This is a genomic window from Lysobacter terrae, from assembly GCF_054782215.1.
This window is the reverse complement of sequence record NZ_BAAGSX010000001.1, coordinates 1,283,526-1,299,961: the sequence shown is the minus strand read 5'-3', so window position 1 is coordinate 1,299,961 and position 16,436 is coordinate 1,283,526. Positions and strand designations below refer to the sequence as shown.

At 66.7% G+C, this 16,436-nt stretch carries 13 protein-coding genes; 5 read left to right on the top strand and 8 right to left on the bottom strand.

The features are described 5' to 3' along the window. Positions 1–45 precede the first annotated feature (45 nt). Together ACYVJ8_RS06085 and ACYVJ8_RS06080 are read right to left on the bottom strand one after the other, a co-directional pair. A complete protein-coding gene (locus tag ACYVJ8_RS06085) occupies positions 46–477 on the bottom strand; it encodes an energy transducer TonB (RefSeq protein ID WP_460710276.1) in 432 nt (143 codons plus the stop codon). Positions 478–488: 11 nt separating this feature from the next. After that, positions 489–830: a 4a-hydroxytetrahydrobiopterin dehydratase gene (locus ACYVJ8_RS06080; RefSeq protein WP_460710274.1), complete on the bottom strand. Its 342-nt coding sequence runs from the start codon at positions 828–830 to the stop codon at positions 489–491. Positions 831–988: 158 nt separating this feature from the next. On the opposite strand from ACYVJ8_RS06080, the gene ACYVJ8_RS06075 reads away from it, so the two are divergent. Continuing rightward, positions 989–1,582, top strand: coding sequence for an NfuA family Fe-S biogenesis protein (locus ACYVJ8_RS06075; protein WP_460710272.1), 594 nt, complete (start codon positions 989–991; stop codon positions 1,580–1,582). Positions 1,583–1,596: 14 nt separating this feature from the next. Next, a complete protein-coding gene (locus ACYVJ8_RS06070) occupies positions 1,597–3,306 on the top strand; it encodes a hypothetical protein (RefSeq protein ID WP_460710271.1) in 1,710 nt (569 codons plus the stop codon). Between the two features lie 97 nt (positions 3,307–3,403). Here the strand turns inward: ACYVJ8_RS06070 and ACYVJ8_RS06065 are convergent, their stop codons facing one another. Together ACYVJ8_RS06065 and ACYVJ8_RS06060 are read right to left on the bottom strand one after the other, a co-directional pair. After that, positions 3,404–3,847: a c-type cytochrome gene (locus tag ACYVJ8_RS06065; RefSeq protein ID WP_460710269.1), complete on the bottom strand. Its 444-nt coding sequence runs from the start codon at positions 3,845–3,847 to the stop codon at positions 3,404–3,406. 11 nt (positions 3,848–3,858) lie between these two features. Further along, complete coding sequence (locus ACYVJ8_RS06060; RefSeq protein WP_460711077.1) at positions 3,859–4,266, bottom strand: c-type cytochrome; 408 nt, start codon at positions 4,264–4,266, stop codon at positions 3,859–3,861. A gap of 411 nt (positions 4,267–4,677) precedes the next feature. Here ACYVJ8_RS06060 and ACYVJ8_RS06055 point away from each other — a divergent pair, with 411 nt between their 5' ends. Genes ACYVJ8_RS06055 through ACYVJ8_RS06045 form a run of 3 tightly spaced genes read left to right on the top strand, consistent with a single transcriptional unit; the run spans position 4,678 to position 12,454 of the window. Next, complete coding sequence (locus ACYVJ8_RS06055) at positions 4,678–5,817, top strand: efflux RND transporter periplasmic adaptor subunit (protein WP_460710267.1); 1,140 nt, start codon at positions 4,678–4,680, stop codon at positions 5,815–5,817. A 15-nt stretch (positions 5,818–5,832) separates the two neighbouring features. Then, a complete protein-coding gene (locus ACYVJ8_RS06050; RefSeq protein WP_460710265.1) occupies positions 5,833–9,297 on the top strand; it encodes an efflux RND transporter permease subunit in 3,465 nt (1,154 codons plus the stop codon). Between the two features lie 52 nt (positions 9,298–9,349). After that, complete coding sequence (locus ACYVJ8_RS06045; protein WP_460710263.1) at positions 9,350–12,454, top strand: efflux RND transporter permease subunit; 3,105 nt, start codon at positions 9,350–9,352, stop codon at positions 12,452–12,454. A gap of 84 nt (positions 12,455–12,538) precedes the next feature. On the opposite strand, the gene ACYVJ8_RS06040 is transcribed toward ACYVJ8_RS06045, so the two are convergent. From ACYVJ8_RS06040 to ACYVJ8_RS06025, 4 genes are all read right to left on the bottom strand, one after another. Beyond that, on the bottom strand, positions 12,539–13,756 hold the full coding sequence (locus tag ACYVJ8_RS06040; RefSeq protein ID WP_460710261.1) for a TraB/GumN family protein: 1,218 nt from the start codon (positions 13,754–13,756) through the stop codon (positions 12,539–12,541). Between the two features lie 122 nt (positions 13,757–13,878). Continuing rightward, positions 13,879–14,817 (bottom strand): alpha/beta hydrolase, encoded by a 939-nt coding sequence (locus tag ACYVJ8_RS06035; RefSeq protein WP_460710259.1) that lies wholly within the window; start codon positions 14,815–14,817, stop codon positions 13,879–13,881. A 21-nt stretch (positions 14,818–14,838) separates the two neighbouring features. Next, positions 14,839–15,447, bottom strand: a complete 609-nt coding sequence (locus ACYVJ8_RS06030; protein WP_460710257.1) for a TetR/AcrR family transcriptional regulator — start codon at positions 15,445–15,447, stop codon at positions 14,839–14,841. Between the two features lie 71 nt (positions 15,448–15,518). Continuing rightward, positions 15,519–16,406 (bottom strand): carbon-nitrogen hydrolase, encoded by an 888-nt coding sequence (locus tag ACYVJ8_RS06025; protein WP_460710256.1) that lies wholly within the window; start codon positions 16,404–16,406, stop codon positions 15,519–15,521. Between the last annotated feature and the right edge of the window lie 30 nt (positions 16,407–16,436).

Sequence of the window (16,436 nt, the reverse complement as noted above, 5' to 3'; positions counted from 1 at the left end):
CCCTTCGGGCACCCTCTCCCCGCAAGCGGGGAGAGGGGAAGGTGCCTATAGGTATTGGTTGCACTCATCCGGCGGCGGATTCGGCGGCGAGAACGTCACCGGCACCTGGATCTTGCTCGTCGTCGGCTTGCCGCGCACGGTGGCCGGGCGGAACTTCCAATCGTGCACGGCCTTTACCGCTGAATCGTCGAGGGTCTTGTTGCCGCTGCTGGTCACGATGTCGATCTTGACCGGATAGCCGTTCGCGGCCAGTGCCACGTTGAGCACGGTCGTACCGCCGACCTGCTTGCAGGCGAGTTCGGGCGGGTAGTCGGGCGGCGGTGTGTCCTGCGCCATGGGCTGCGTCGGCGCCGGCGGGGCGGGTTCCTGCGGCTGCGCACTCTGCTCGCACGCGGACGACAGTGCGGCGAAGAGTACGAGCGCCAGCCAGGCGCCGCTGCGAACGAACAGACGAGGCATCGCGGAGTACGCAGACATCGGATGTCTCCTCAGGCCTTCAGCGCTTCGGCCTTGGCGGCACAGATGAAGTCGTTCTCGCTGAGCCCGCCGACGTCATGGGTCGAGAACCGCACCACGCAGCGGTTGTAGTGCACGCCCAGGTCCGGGTGATGGTCTTCGCGATGGGCCGTGTAGGCCAGCGCATTCACGAAGGCCATCGTTTCGTAATAGTTGCCGAAGCTGAATGTCTTGCTGATCGCATGGCCGTCCTCGACCACCTCCCAGCCGGGGATCTGCGGCAGCAGCTCGCGCACGCGCGCTTCGCTGAGCTTGTGTTCGCTGCCACGGCGCGGCAGGCAATGGGCCTGGGCAAGGGGGACGAGGTCGCTCATGGTTACCTTCCTGGGCGGTGACGACGGGACGCGTCGCATCTGAACGAAGCGCCGCCGGAGATGTCTTAGGGTAGGCACGCGGCGGCTTAAGGCCGCGTGGACCCTATTAGAATAGCCCGTCGAAAAGCCCGACGCTCCGGCGTCCTCCAAAGACCGCAATGATCAACATCTCCGAGTCCGCCCAGACCCATTTCCGCAAGCTGATCGAGCGCGAAGCGCTGCCGGGCTTGGGCGTGCGGCTGTCCGCCATCCATCCCGGCACCGCGCGCGCGGATGTGCGGCTCGAATTCGCCGAACCCGCCGACCTGCAGGGCGACGAGTGGGCGATCGATTGCGAGGGCTTCACCCTCTGGCTCGATGCCGCGAGCGTGAGCTATCTGGACGGTGCGGAGATCGATTACGAAACCCACACCACCGGCGGGCAGTTGCAGATCCGCGCGCCGAAGATCAAGGGCCAGGCGCCCGCCGATTCGGCGTCGCTGGTCGAGCGCGTGCACTGGATCGTCGAGAACGAAATCAACCCGCAGCTCGCCGCGCATCGCGGCAACGTCGCGGTGCAGGAAGTCACCGCGCAGGGCGTGGTGGTGCTGCGTTTTGGCGGCGGCTGCCACGGCTGCGGCATGGCCGATGTCACGCTGAAGCAGGGCATCGAGAAGACGCTGTTGGAGAAGGTGCCCGGCGTGACCGCGGTGCGTGACGCGACCGATCACGACACCGGCGCCGCGCCTTACATCCCGCGCGACGCGGCCTGAGAGGAACGCGGCGCTTGTTCACCGCCGCTGACCTGATCCTCGCCCTGCAGCGCAAGCTGCAGCTCGTCAATCCTCATCTGCGGCGTGCGCCCGGCGAGTTTCCGCCGGGATGGAAGCAATGGTTCGAATCCATGCCCGCGCGCGTGGACGCGATCACTGGTGCCACCGCACAGGCCATCGTTGAAATCCTCGCGCAGCGGCCGCTCGCGGAGCGTCCGCGGCGCATGGGCGAACTCACGCGCTGGCAGGCATTCAACACGCTGTGGCGGCAGGAATGGCACGCGCCGGAGCCCGAAGACCGCAAGGTGCGCTGGTTCGCCGGCACGTTCAGTGCGCTGTGGCATATCGTCTTCGGCCTGCTGTTGCTGTGGTTCTGGTACACGCAGTCGCTCTACGTCGAGGAGGCGACCAAGCGTCGCGGCGAAGAGGTGGTGCAGATCGAGTTCATCGGTCGCGGCACGCCGGAAGAAGCAGGCGGTGGGCAGACCCAAGAGCAACCGCAGGAACAGCCGGAGGAAGCTGCAGCCGTTCCCGAACAGGCGGTGGCACAGGCGCAGCCCGAGCCGGCGCCGAGCGTGCCGCAGCCGCCGGCGCCCGCACTCGCGCAGCCGCAAGTCGAAGTGCAGCAGCGCGAAGTGCCGGAGCCGCAGGTGCCGACGCCGCCGCCCGTGCAGCAGAACGTCGCGGTCAGCGCGCCGACGCCGGATACGTCCACCTTCGTGCTGACAGCACCGACGCCGCATATCGCGCAGCCGCAGATCCAAATGCCTCGGGTCGAAGCGCCGACGGCGCCGCTGCAAGCGGTGGAAGTGCCCGAGCCGGTGCAGCCGATTCGTCGCGAAGTGACGCAGCCCAAGGCGATCGCAACGCCGCAGGTGCAGGCGCGCATTCGCGACGTGACGCAGCGCGAAGTCACCGCACCCGTGGCACGGCCGCAATTGCCCACGGTCGCGGTGGCCGCACCCGCGCAGCCCAGCGTCCGCACGCCCGAGGCGACGGTCCGCACGCGTGATATTCCGGCGCGCGCCGCCGCGCCGGCCGCGTCGCCTGCGTCGTCGGCGACGGCCGCCACGTCATCGGCTCCGGCCACTGCGACAAGCAGTGCGAAGTCCACCGCGAGCACTGCGAAGTCCACAGCAAGCAGCACCGCCCCGGCCGCGGCGAAACCCAGCGGAACCAGCCCGGCCACGGCAGCCGCAGGGCAGGGACCGAAACCCATCGCCGCGCCCGGCAGCTTCCCGACACCGGCCAAGGCGGACGACTGGGGCGCCTCAACGCGCAACGTGCCCGGTGGCCAGCGCGGCGAGCCGCAAGGCCTGTACAACTCGGAAGGCGGTCCACGCCTCGCCGAGAAGCCGATCAACACCGGCCAACCGCCCGGCACTCTCGACGATCGCATCGTGGATCTGGACCGCTCTGGCACCTGGCTGAAGCGCAAGCCGAACGACTACGAACCCACCACCTTCGACAAGTACTGGCTGCCGAACGAAACGCTGCTGGCCGAGTGGGTGCGCAAGGGCATCAAGAAGATGGCGATTCCGATCCCGGGCACGACCAAGAAGATCGAGTGCATCGTCTCGCTCCTGCAGCTGGGCGGCGGTTGCGGCATTTCCGATCCCAATCTCAACGACCAGCCGGCCGAAGCGCGACCGCCGCCGGACATTCCGTTCAAGCCGCAACTGCAGGAAGACAACGGCAGCGTGAAGCCGAAGCAGAGCGGCTGATCGCCACGCGTTGAAGCAGCGGATGCTGCGCAGATGCTGCGCAAAAGAAAAAGGCCCGCGATGCGGGCCTTTTTCCAACTTGCGATCCGTTACGCGCTTACTGCACGCCGTGCAGATCGCGCAGGTTGCTGGTGCGCGCGCCGAAGTAGGCGGCGAGGTCGGCGATCTGCTGGTCGGTCAGCTCGGCGGCCTGGCTCGACATCAGCGCGTGTTCGCGCTTGCCGTCGCGGTAGCCCTGCAGCGAGTGGGCGATGTAATCGTCGTACTGGCCGGCGAGCTTCGGGTAGGTCACGTCGATCGGGGCATTGCCTTCGGCGCCGTGGCAGTCGACGCAAGCCTGGCCGGTCTTGGCGTTCTTCGTGCTGGCGAGCTTTTCGCCGGCGGCGAGGTCGCCCGGCGGCAGGCCGGCGGAGGACGACTTGGCTGCGTAGTCGCCTTCTTCGGCGGCGGCGCCTTCACCGGCGGCTTCTTCGGCCTTGCTGCAGCCGACCAGGGCGACGGCGGCGGTGAGCAGGGCGATGGCGAGAATCTTCTTCGTCATGGGGAGGCTGCTCACTTCAGGGTCGACAGGTAGGCGGCGATGTTGGCGATGTCCTGGTCAGAGAAGCTCTGCGCCTGGGCCTGCATCGTGGGGTGCTTGCGGGTGCCCTTCTTGTATTCGGTCAGGGCGTTGAGCAGGTACTGCTCCGACTGCCCGCCGATGCGCGGCACGTGGTAACTCGGATACGCATTCTTGTAGCCGGTGATGCCGTGGCAGCCCTGGCAGGTGTAGGTCAGCGGCTTGCCGGCGGCGGCATCGCCCTTGATCGCGGGAGCGGCGGCCGGAGCGGCAGCGGCAGGAGCTGCCGCGGTGGGAGCGGGCGCAGCCGCGGTGGTGGGGGCCGACGCCTGCTTCGGTTCGTCGGCAAAGGCGACGGCCGTGGTCAGGGCGAGGCAAGCGGCGATCATCAGCGGTCGCATCATGTAGTCCGCACTCTCGGAAGCTGTTGTTGATGTTGTGAAATCGGGTCGTGCGGCCGCGCAGTGGTTGCGGGGGCGCACAAGTCGGCAAGTATAGCGGGGCGCGCCGATCCGACGAAACGTCGCGTCAGTTCGCAGCGACGAAGCTGCAACCCGGCGCCGCCATTCTGCATCCGATATCGATGTCGCCACCCGCAAGGCGGAGGCCCTCGCGCGTCCGACCGGCGGACACGCGCAATCCGTGGCGGCAGTCACCATGACCTTCGGCGGATGCTGCTGGAGGGGCGGGTGATATACCTTCATACAACACCGGCATACGGCCAGGCACACGGCCGGTCATGCCGTTACAAGAAGTCTTTCAGACACGCCTTTCAGAACACCCTTCAACCGTTGCTCCAGGGACCGACCCCCATGCGCCAGACCCCCCATCGCTCGACCTTTTCCAAGGTGCCCGTCGTACTGACCAGCCTGCTGGTGACCGGGGTGCTGGCCCTGAGTGCCTGTGGCAAGGGCGGTGGCGACGCCGCCGCCGACGCCAAGGACCCGAAGAAGAAGGGCCCCGAAGCGATCCCCGTGGAAGTCGCCCAGGCCTCGCGCCGGGCCGTGGCCGCCAGCTACAGCGGTACCGCCCCGCTGGAAGCCCGCGCCGAGGCGCAGGTGATCGCCAAGGTGTCCGGCGTCGCCCTGCAGGTGCTGGTCGAGGAAGGCCAGTACGTCCACGCCGGCCAGACCCTGGTCCGCCTGGATTCGGCCCGCACCGCCCTGATCGCCGCCCAGAGCGCCGCCCAGCTGCGCAAGCTCGAAGCCAACTACGCCCGTTCCAAGCAGCTGGGCGACCAGAAGCTGATGAGCGCCAACGACATCGACCTGCTGCGCTACGACCTCGAGAATGCCCGCGCGGCCAACAACGCCGCCAATCTCGAACTGGCCTACGCCAACGTGACCGCGCCGATGTCGGGCGTGATCGCCTCGCGCTCGATCAAGACCGGCAACTTCGTGCAGATCAACACGCCGATCATGCGCATCGTCGACGTGTCGCGACTGGAAGCCGTGCTCAACGTGCCCGAGCGCGAACTGGCCACGCTGAAGGCCGGCCTGCCGGTGCAGCTCGCCGTCGATGCGTTGCCGGGCAAGAGCTTCACCGGCAAGGTCGATCGCGTTGCGCCGGTAGTGGATTCCGGTAGCGGCACGTTCCGCGTGGTCTGTGCCTTCACCGACGGCAGCGCGCTGCGCCCGGGCATGTTCGGGCGCATCAAGATCGACTACGACCAGCGCGCCGATGCGCTGGTCGTGCCGCGCGCCGCGCTGCTGGAAGATGAAGCCGATCCGGCCGTGTTCGTCGTGCGCAACAAGAAGAGCACGCGCGTGCCGGTCAAGCTGGGCTACATGGACGGCGAATGGGCCGAAGTCCGCAGCGGCATCAAGCAGGGCGAGCAGGTCGTGATCGCCGGCAAGGCCGCATTGCGCGACGGCACCGAAGTCCAGGTGATCGGCCAGCCCGGCGCCAAAGCCGAAGCGGCTGCTCCGGCCACCGCGACCGCACAGCGCTGATCGGAGGCGTCCCTCGTGAGCCATACCTCGCAAGCTTCATCGGGGTTGATCGAGTTCGCCACCCGCCGCCGCGTCACGGTGGCGATGGTGACTCTCACCTTCGTGATCTTCGGCTTCATTGCCCTGTTCAATCTCAAGGTCAACCTGCTACCTGACCTGAGCTATCCCACCTTGACCGTGCGCACCGAATACACCGGTGCCGCGCCGACCGAAATCGAAACCCTGATCACCGAGCCGGTGGAAGAAGCCGTCGGCGTGGTGAAGGGCCTGCGCAAGCTCAAGTCGGTGTCGCGCACCGGCCAGAGCGATGTCGTGCTCGAGTTCGCCTGGGGCACCGACATGGACCAGGCCAGCCTGGAAGTGCGCGACAAGATGGAAGTCGTGCAACTGCCGCTGGAAGCGAAGAAGCCGGTGCTGCTGCGCTTCAATCCTTCGACCGAGCCGATTCTTCGCCTCGCTCTGACTTCGAAGACGGATGGCGATTCCGTGCGTGCGCTCGGCGGGCTGCGCCGCTACGCCGAAGAAGACCTGAAGAAGAAGCTGGAGCCGGTCGACGGCGTCGCCGCGGTCAAGGTCGGCGGCGGTCTCGAAGACGAGATCCAGGTCGACATCGACCAGCAGAAACTCGCCCTGCTGAACCTGCCCATCGATACCGTCATCCAGCGCCTGCAGCAGGAGAACATCAACATCTCCGGCGGACGCCTGGAAGAAGGTTCGCAGCGTTATCTCGTGCGCACCGTCAACCAGTTCGCGACGGTGGAGGAGATCCGCGAGATGCTCGTCACCACGCAGGCGGCGGGTGGCGGCGCGGCGGCCAATGCGGCGGCGGAAATGGCGCGCGTGGCGGCGGCGACCGGCAATGCGGCGGCGATGGCCGCGGCACAGTCGGTGCAGAGCGCCAGTTCCGGCGGTTCCTCGACGGTGGCCGGCGGCATGCCCGTGCGCCTGAAGGACATCGCTGAAGTGCGCCGGGGCTACAAGGAGCGTGAGGCCATCATCCGCCTGGGCGGCAAGGAAGCGGTCGAGCTGGCGATCTACAAGGAAGGCGACGCCAATACCGTCGCCACCGCCGATGCCATCCAGAAGCGGCTGCAGGAGCTCAAGGAGCAGATTCCTCCCGACGTCGAGCTCACCACCATCGACGACCAGTCGCAGTTCATCCGTCACGCCATCAGCGACGTGAAGCTCGATGCGGTCATCGGCGGCGCGCTCGCGATCCTGATCATCTTCCTGTTCCTGCGCGATGGATGGAGCACGTTCGTCATCGGCCTCTCGTTGCCGGTGTCGATCATCGCGACATTCTTCTTCATGGATCAGCTCGGCCTGAGCCTCAACGTGATGTCGTTGGGCGGCCTCGCATTGGCGACGGGCCTGGTGGTCGACGATTCGATCGTGGTGCTCGAGTCCATCGCCAAGGCGCGAGAACGTGGCTTGGGCATCCTCGACGCGGCCATCCAGGGCACGCGCGAAGTGAGCATGGCCGTGGTGGCCTCGACGCTGACGACGATCGCGGTGTTCCTGCCGCTGGTGTTCGTCCAGGGCATCGCCGGGCAGTTGTTCCGTGACCAGGCATTGACCGTCGCTCTGGCGATCGCGATCTCCCTGATCGTGGCGATGACGCTGATCCCGATGCTGAGCGCGCTCAAGGGGCGCGCGCCGATGGCGTTCCCGGAGGAAGAACCGCATCCGAAGTGGCAGCCGGCCTCGCGCGTGCTCAAGCCCGTCGCGGCCGTCGAGCACGGCATCGGCGCCGCCTCGCGCGGCGGCTTCTTCGGCTTCGCCTGGGTGATCGTGCGGATCTGGCGCGGCATCGGCCACATCGTCGGCCCGGTCATGCGCAAGGCCAGCGATCTGTCGATGGCGCCGTATCACCGCGCGGAGAAGGGGTATCTGAAGCTGCTGCCCGCCGCGCTGGGCAAGCCGTGGCTCGTGCTGGGTGCGGCCGCCGTCGCGTTCGCACTGACGCTCGCCGCGGTGCCGATGCTGGGCGCGGATCTGATTCCGCAGCTGGCCCAGGACCGTTTCGAAATGACGGTGAAGCTGCCGCCCGGCACGCCGCTGCGCGAAACCGACGAACTGGTACGCGAACTGCAGCGCCAGCACGTCAAGGACGAGGGCATCTCCGTGCTCTACGGCGTCAGCGGCACCGGCACGCGTCTGGATGCCAACCCGACCGAGAGCGGCGAAAACATCGGCAAGCTCACGGTCGTGATGGCCGATGGCGGCAGCAAGGAAATCGAAGCCGCGGAGACCGAACGCCTGCGCGAAACCATGGCCGGCCATACCAATGCCCAGGTCAACTTCGCTCGTCCGGCGCTCTTCAGCTTCTCCACGCCGCTGGAAATCGAACTGCAAGGCAACGATCTGGGCACGATCGAACGTGCCGGCCAGCAGATGGCGGCGATGCTGCGCAAGAACGCGCACTACGCCGACGTGAAGTCGACCGTGGAGCAGGGCTTCCCGGAGATCCAGATCCGCTTCGATCAGGATCGCGCCGCGGCGCTGGGCCTGACCACGCGCCAGATCGCCGACGTGGTGGTGAAGAAAGTGCGCGGCGACGTCGCCACGCGCTACAGCTTCCGCGATCGCAAGATCGACGTGCTGGTGCGCGCGCAGGAATCCGATCGCGCCTCGGTGGAAAACATCCGTCGCCTGATCGTGAACCCCGGCAGCACCCGTCCGGTCACGCTCGACTCCGTCGCCGACGTGGTTGCCACGACCGGCCCAAGCGAGATCCATCGCGCCGATCAGGTACGGGTGGCGATCGTGTCCGCCAACCTGCGCGATATCGACCTGGGCGGTGCGGTGCAGGAAGTGCAGAAGATGGTCGACGATCAGCCGCTCGGCGCCGACGTGCGCATGCACATCGGCGGGCAGGGCGAGGAACTGGCCGAGTCGGTGAAGTCGCTGCTGTTCGCCTTCGGCCTGGCGGTGTTCTTGGTCTACCTGGTGATGGCGTCGCAGTTCGAATCGCTGCTGCATCCGTTCGTCATCCTCTTCACCATCCCGCTGGCCCTGGTCGGCGCCGTGCTGGCGCTGCTGGTGACGCGCTCGCCGGTGTCGGTGGTGGTGTTCATCGGCCTGATCCTGCTGGTGGGCCTGGTGGTGAAGAACGCGATCATCCTGATCGACAAGGTCAACCAGTTGCGCGAAGACGGTATCGCCAAGCGCGATGCACTGGTCGAAGGCGCACGCTCGCGACTGCGCCCGATCATCATGACCACTACCTGCACGCTGTTCGGCTTCCTGCCGCTGGCGCTCGCCTTTGGCGAAGGCGCGGAAGTGCGTTCGCCCATGGCGATCACCGTGATCGGCGGCCTGCTGGTGTCGACCATGCTGACCCTGGTGGTGATCCCGGTGGTGTACGACCTACTGGATCGCCGTGCGGATGCCTTCTACCGCGAACGCGGACTGCGCATCCGGCGCGAGAAGGCCGAGACCGCGGCGGCCATCGATGCGGATCCGGAGGCGGCAGGATGAGCGCCTCCTTCCACGCCAACCCATCGCAAGCGTTCAACCGGAGACCATCCGCATGAGCGTCGCCGAGCTGAGCATCAAGCGTCCCGTCACGGCGATCATGTTCTTCGTGTCGCTGTTCGTGGTCGGCCTCATCGCGGCGGTGCGCCTGCCGCTGGAGGCCTTCCCGGAAGTGTCGCCGCCCTTCATCTTCGTCCAGCTCCCGTACGCGGGGTCGACGCCGGAGGAGGTCGAGCGCACCGTGCTGCGTCCGGTCGAGGAAGCGCTGTCGACCATGAGCGGCATCAAGCGCATGGACTCGGAAGCGAAGGCGGACAACGCCCAGGTCTTCCTGCAGTTCAAGGACTGGAACCGCGATGTCGCCATCGCGGCTTCCGAGGCGCGCGAGCGCATCGACGCGATCCGCGAAGATCTGCCGGACGATCTGCAGCGCTACTTCGTCTTCAAGTTCTCCACGACCGACCAGCCCGTGCTTCGCGTACGCCTGGCCAGCCAGTCGCAGAACCTGGTCAACGGCTACGATCTGATCGATCGCGAGTTCAAGCGCCGCCTGGAGCGTATCCCCGGCGTGGCCCGCGTGGAGATCTCCGGCGCGCCGCCGAACGAGGTCGAAGTCGCGATCGAGCCGGACCGTCTTACCGCGCACAACATCGGTCTGAACGATCTCACCAAGAGCCTGCAGGCATTGAACTTCTCGGTGTCCGCCGGCGAGATCGAGGACGGCGGACGTCGCCTGCGCGTGCAGCCGGTGGGCGAGCTCACCGACCTGCAACAGCTGCGCGACCTGCCGATCGCCAACGGCGTACGCCTGGGCGACGTCGCCGACGTGCATCTGAAGCCGTCGCGCATGGACATGGGCCGTCGCCTCGACGGGCATCCGGCCGTGGGCCTGGACATCTTCAAGGAGCGCAACGCCAACCTCGTCGAGGTGTCGAAGAACGCGCTCAATGAAGTCAAGGCGATCCAGAACGAGCCGGAACTGCAGGGCGTCCAGGTCAAGATCATCGAAGACCAGGGCGAGAACGTCACCAAGTCGCTGCTGGAACTGGCCGAGGCCGGCGGCATCGGCCTGCTGCTGTCGATCGCGGTGCTGTTCTTCTTCCTGCGCCACTGGCCGTCGACGCTGATGGTGACCCTGGCGATTCCGATCTGCTTCGTGATGACCCTGGGCTTCATGTACTTCGCCGGCGTCACCCTCAACATCCTGTCGATGATGGGGCTGCTGCTCGCGGTGGGCATGCTGGTCGACAACGCGGTCGTGGTGGTGGAAAGCATCTACCAGGAACGCGAGAAGATGCCGGACCAGCCGCGCCTGGCCTCGATCCTGGGCACGCGCCACGTCGCCATCGCGCTGTCGGCGGGCACGTTGTGCCACTGCATCGTGTTCGTGCCGAACCTGTTCGGCGAGCGCAACTTCATCAGCATCTACATGTCGCAGATCGCGATCACCATTTCGGTGTCGCTGCTGGCGTCGTGGCTGGTGGCGGTGAGCCTGATCCCGATGATCTCGGCGCGGCTGAAGACGCCGCCGGCCGTGAACAACGAGCGTGGGTTGATCCCGCGCATGCAGCGCCGCTACGCCGGCCTGCTGCGCTGGACGCTGGAGCACCGCGGCAAGAGCATCCTCGGCATCCTACTGATCATCTTCGTCAGCTTCATACCGATGAAGATGACCAAGGTGAACATGTTCGGCGGCGAGGAAGGCAAGGAAACCGAGTTCTACTACCAGTGGAACGGCAGCTATACCAAGGAGCAGATGTCGGATGAGGTGGCGCGCGTCGAGGGGTTCTTCGACGCCAACCGCAAGCGCTTCCACATCAAGCAGATCTACTCGTGGTACAGCGAGCAGGGTTTCGCCGGCACGCGCGTGACCTTCGACGACGACGTCGGTGCGGTCAAACCGCTGGTCGACACGATCAGCAAGGAACTGCCCAAGTCCGCGCGCGCCACGGTAGGCGCGGGCGACCAGGGCGGACCGGGCGGCGGTGGCGGCCCTGGGCAGAAGGCACAGGTCTTCCTGGTCGGCGACTCGACCCAGACGCTGGCCGACCTGGGCCGTGACATCGTGCCGATCCTGTCCAAGCGCAAGGAACTGCGCGACGTCCGCGTCGACATCGGCGACACTAACAGCGAGCTCAACGTGCGCGTCGATCGCGAGCGTGCCGCGGCCTTCGGCTTCAGCGCGCAGCAGGTGTCGCAGTTCGTCGGTCTGGCCCTGCGCGGCGCGCCGCTGCGCGAGTTCCGCAAGGACGACAGCGAGGTGCCGGTGTGGGTGCGTTTCGCCGGCGCCGACAAGTACGGCACCGAGGACATCGCTTCGTTCACGGTGCGCGCGCCGGATGGCCGCACCGTGCCGTTGCTGGCCATGGTGGACGTCCAGGTCCGCCCGGCGGCGACGTCGATCAAGCGCGCCAATCGCCAGACCACGCTGACGATCACCGCCGGCCTGCCGGACAAGGTGACCATGCCGGATGCGCGCAAGGCGATCGAGGAGACCTTGAAGTCGGTGTCGTTCCCGGCCGGCTACAGCTACACCTTCGAGGGCGGCGGCTTCGGCGACGACGACGAGGCGATGGGGCAGATGTTCTTCAACCTCGCCCTCGCGCTGGTGTTCATCTACATGGTGATGGCGGCGGTGTTTGAATCGCTGCTGTTCCCCTCGGCGATCATGAGCGGCGTGCTGTTCTCGGTGTTCGGCGTGTTCTGGCTGTTCTGGCTCACCGGTACCGAGTTCAACATCATGGCCTTCATCGGCATCCTGGTGCTGATGGGCGTGGTGGTGAACAACGGCATCGTGATGCTCGAGCACATCAACAACCTGCGGCGCCGCGGGATGACGCGGACCGAGGCCTTGGTGGAAGGCAGCAAGGAACGCCTGCGCCCGATCCTGATGACGATGGGCACGGCCATCCTGGCGATGGTGCCGATCGCGATCGGCGGCACGCAGATGGGCGGCAACGGTCCGGCCTACTTCCCGATGGCCCGCGCCATCGCCGGCGGCCTGGCGTTCTCCACGATCGTCAGCCTGCTGTTCCTGCCGACGATCTACGCGATCCTGGACGACCTGCGTGCCGGCACGGCACGCATCGTCAAGCGTGCGCGCGGCAAGCGTGATGTGGCTGTGCCGGGTGCTTCGGTGACGGCGATCCTGCCGGAGTAAGCGACGCAAACAAAACGGGCCCGCGAGGGCCCGGATGAAATGATGAATCGGCCTCACTCCTGCAAGAGTGAGGCCGATTTGGTTTTAGCTGACGAACTTACCGACAATACGTGCCAAGCCGATCCACTCGCCCGCGATCGTGCCGAAGCAGGTCAGCATGAAATTGAGCAAGACGCGCGAGACGCGATTGCGATACCAGCCGCGCAACGTCTGTGCATCTGCGCGCAGCGCCAGAAAGTCGGCGTAGGTCGGCTTGCGCAGGCGCGCTTCGACCAGCGCACTGAATGCGCCCGACGGCATCGCCGGTCGGAACGGCTTGAACGGCGCGGCGGCCGCGCCGGCGAGGATGCTCAAGGGATGGCCGCCCGCAATGGCACAACCGATAGCCGTCAGACCGGCGGTGATCGCGATCCACTGCAGCAATACATCCGTGCCGACCTTCAGACCGCCATGACTGAAACCCCATCCCAGGCCCGCCACCAGGATCGCCGATAGCACCAGCGTGAACCAAGGCACCTTGCTCTTCTGATGCACGACTTCCAGTTCTTCGCGGATAGCCACCGGATCGCGGGTTTCTTCACGCAAATGCTTGGCCAGTCCCTGCAGGTGGCCTGCGCCGACCACCGCCAGGACTTCACGCGCTTCGCCGTGCGTTTCGCGCAGGCGCGCCGCCATGTAGCGGTCGCGTTCGGCGATCACGCCTTCGTACAGTTCGGGACTGCTGCTGGCGAACTCGCTGAAGCTCGACTCGAGCATGTCGCCTTGCTTGAGCTTTTCGATGTCGTCCGCACCGACTTCGTCGTTGGCGAACAAACCCGCCACCAAGCCGCTGCCAAGTTTCATTCGCCCCCAGAAACCGAGCTTGGCCGCAGCGCGCTTGAAGGTGAGGCCGACTTCGCGGTCGATCAGATGCACGGGGATATTGCGTTCGCGTGCGTCGAGGACCGCCTGCTTCAGCTCGGCACCGGGTTCGATGCCCAATTGCTCGGCGAGGCGGCGTTGATACGCGGAGAGCGCCAGATTGGCGGCGAACATCGCCACGCGTCCGGTGCGGATCACCTGGATCAGGTCGAGCTTCGCCAGCGCATCGGGATCGGTCAGCGCCTGCAGGCGCGGCGGGTCGAGTTCCACCGCCACCGCGTCGAAGCGGCCGGTGCCGACGGCTTCCTTCACCGCCTCGATGCTCGCGCGCGACACGTGCGCGGTGCCCAGCAGGGTGTAGCGGACGCCGTCGCGTTCGACGATGGCGTGCGGTTGCGTGGCGAGGAAGTGGTCGGGCGTTGCGGCGGTTTCGGCGGTCATCGAGAAAAAGGCATCGGGCGGAACGCCGGGAATTGTCCCGGCGGCCGCGCAGCATAGTCGTTCCTACCTCACGTTGGGGACGGCGCGGGGCTCAAGCAAGCGCCTGGGTTCACGTATCGCGGTCACGCGAAGCCGTAGGGCAGGTTGGGGCTGGAAACGACGCGTTCGCCCACGGTTTCTCCGCGCAGGAAGCGCAGGGCCGCGGCGATCACCGCCGGATCGTCGGCGATGCGGTTATGGCCGAGGCCGCGGGTGCTGAGCAGGCGGGAGTCGTGCCAGAAACGGGCATAGCGTTCGCCTTCCGACCACGGCACTTCCCGGTCTTCCACGTCGTGCACGATCAGCGCGGGGCGGCCGATCTTCGGCGCGTTGACGTGCGCCTGCAGTTCGGTGGCGTCGAAGCGCATCGCCTGTTCGAAGCTGGCGAACATGCGCCGGCCCAGATAACCGGCCAGCCACAGGAAGCGCGAGAAACGTTCGACCGCGGCCAGCGGATCGGCGGCCGGGGCGATGAGGATGGCCCGTTGCGCATCCAGCCCACGCGCCAGGGCAATGGCGCTCGCGGCGCCGCCGAGCGAATGCCCGATCACGGCCGCGGCCGGGCCGAAGTGGCAGCCGACGCCCATCAGATGGCGGGTGAAGTCCGGCAGGGTCGTATGGGTCCCGCTGCTGCGGCCATGCGCGGCCTGGTCGAAGGCGACGACGGCGTAGCCGGCATCCCGCAGCGGCTTCAGCCACGAGCTAACGCGGGTCCCGTAGCTGGACCAGCCATGAGCGAACAACACGTACGGCTGCCGATGCGGATCACCCCAGACATAGGTCTGGATGCGGGTTCCGTTGATGTCCAATTCCAGTTCCGCCGCGCCCAGCGTTGGCGCAGCGAGGGCGCGACGGCGCGCCGAGGCGAAGGGTTGGGTGAACAGGCTCGCGGCCTTGTGCACGACGGCCTGCGGCGCCAGCCATGCGCCCAGGGCGAATTCGAGGCGCGTCGCATACAAAGGCAAAACATTACGAACGATCGTGCTAATCGGCGGCGAGCGGCGGGAAGTGACGGCGGCCATGGCAGGACCTCGTGGTTTGGATCAGGGGGAGGGGGCGTTCGCGGCGAACCAGCGCTCTACCGCGCGTTCGCCCAGGGTGCGGGCATGGTCGTAACCGAACAGGCCCGACTGGTGGTGCACGGTGAGCGGGATCGCATACAGCTCGAAGGCGTACTGCTCGCTATCGCCAGGGCGCAGCTGTCCGCATTCGATCGCCAGGTCGATGGCCCGGCGCAGCACGTCGCGCCAGCGCAGTTCGTTGCGCGCGACCTGATCGTGGAGGACGCCGGGTCGGTCGTCGTATTCGGTGACCGAACTCATCAGCACGCAGCCGCCACGGTTGGTCGAGCGGACCCATTCGAACCAGTTGTGCATGATCGCCCGCAAACGCGGTAGCCCACGCGGCTGCGACAGGGCGGGGACCAGTACGGCCTCGCCGAAGCGCGTCGCGGCGGCTTCGATCACGGCGAGCTGCAGGTCTTCGCGGGAGCCGAAATGGGCGAACACACCGCTCTTGGACATGCCGACCGCCTGCGCCAGGGGCCCGATGGACAGGCCTTCGACACCGGAAACCCGGGCGATCTCGTAGGCCCGGTCGATGATGGCTTCGCGGGTCGCGGCGCCTTTGCTGGTGGCGGTCAGTGCGTTCACGGCCGGCACAATAGCACGATCGTTCGATTTATTTTGACCGCCCGTCGGTTGCCAGGCCAACGGCCCGACGATCAGTCGCGGTAGCGCTTCAGCAGGTCGCCATAGGCGTCGATGCGGCGATCACGCAGGAACGGCCAGATCCGGCGGACGTGCTCGCTGCGCTCCATGTCGACTTCGCACATGAGGATTTCTGGCTCGTTCTGATTGGCTTCGGCGAGGAATTCGCCTTGCGGTCCGAGCACGTGGCTGGAGCCCCAGAACTGGATGCCGGAAGTGCCCAGCGGCGAGGCCTCATGGCCGACACGGTTGCACGACAGCACCGGCAGGCCGTTGGCGACGGCATGGCCGCGATGGCTCAGGATCCAGGCGTTGCGCTGGCGATCCTTCTCGTGCTGCTCGTCGTCCGGATCCCAGCCGATCGCGGTCGGGTACAGCAGCAGTTCCGCACCGGCCAGCGCCATCAGGCGCGCGCCTTCCGGATACCACTGATCCCAGCAGACCATGACGCCCAGACGTCCCACCGAGGTGTCGATCGGCTCGAAGCCGATGTCGCCCGGGGTGAAGTAGAACTTCTCGTAGAAGCCCGGGTCGTCGGGGATGTGCATCTTGCGGTACTTGCCAGCGGTCGAGCCGTCCCTTTCGAAGACCACGGCGGTGTTGTGATACAGGCCGGTGGCGCGCTTCTCGAACAGCGAGCTGACCAGCACCACGCCGTGCTGTTTGGCCAGGCGGCCAAGCCGCTCGGTGCTCGGACCGGGGATGGTTTCGGCCAGGTCGAACTCACCCACGCTCTCGTGCTGGCAGAAGTAGGGACCGTTGTGCAGTTCCTGCAGGAGTACCAGCCGCGCGCCACGCTTGGCGGCCTCGGCGACGCGAGCCTCGATCACCGTGAGATTGGCATCGGCATCGCCATGGTTGCGCTCCTGGATCAGGGCGACGGGCAGGGTGGTCTTCTTCATGGCCGATGCGGCTCCGTAAGGGCTGGGGCG

Coding starts and splice junctions, on each gene's coding strand:
- ACYVJ8_RS06055 (WP_460710267.1), top strand. CDS start 4,678: ATGCGCCAGACCCCCCATCGCTCGACCTTTTCCAAGGTGCCCGTCGTA.
- ACYVJ8_RS06080 (WP_460710274.1), bottom strand. CDS start 830: ATGAGCGACCTCGTCCCCCTTGCCCAGGCCCATTGCCTGCCGCGCCGT.
- ACYVJ8_RS06060 (WP_460711077.1), bottom strand. CDS start 4,266: ATGCGACCGCTGATGATCGCCGCTTGCCTCGCCCTGACCACGGCCGTC.
- ACYVJ8_RS06035 (WP_460710259.1), bottom strand. CDS start 14,817: ATGGCCGCCGTCACTTCCCGCCGCTCGCCGCCGATTAGCACGATCGTT.
- ACYVJ8_RS06085 (WP_460710276.1), bottom strand. CDS start 477: ATGTCTGCGTACTCCGCGATGCCTCGTCTGTTCGTTCGCAGCGGCGCC.
- ACYVJ8_RS06025 (WP_460710256.1), bottom strand. CDS start 16,406: ATGAAGAAGACCACCCTGCCCGTCGCCCTGATCCAGGAGCGCAACCAT.
- ACYVJ8_RS06040 (WP_460710261.1), bottom strand. CDS start 13,756: ATGACCGCCGAAACCGCCGCAACGCCCGACCACTTCCTCGCCACGCAA.
- ACYVJ8_RS06075 (WP_460710272.1), top strand. CDS start 989: ATGATCAACATCTCCGAGTCCGCCCAGACCCATTTCCGCAAGCTGATC.
- ACYVJ8_RS06045 (WP_460710263.1), top strand. CDS start 9,350: ATGAGCGTCGCCGAGCTGAGCATCAAGCGTCCCGTCACGGCGATCATG.
- ACYVJ8_RS06065 (WP_460710269.1), bottom strand. CDS start 3,847: ATGACGAAGAAGATTCTCGCCATCGCCCTGCTCACCGCCGCCGTCGCC.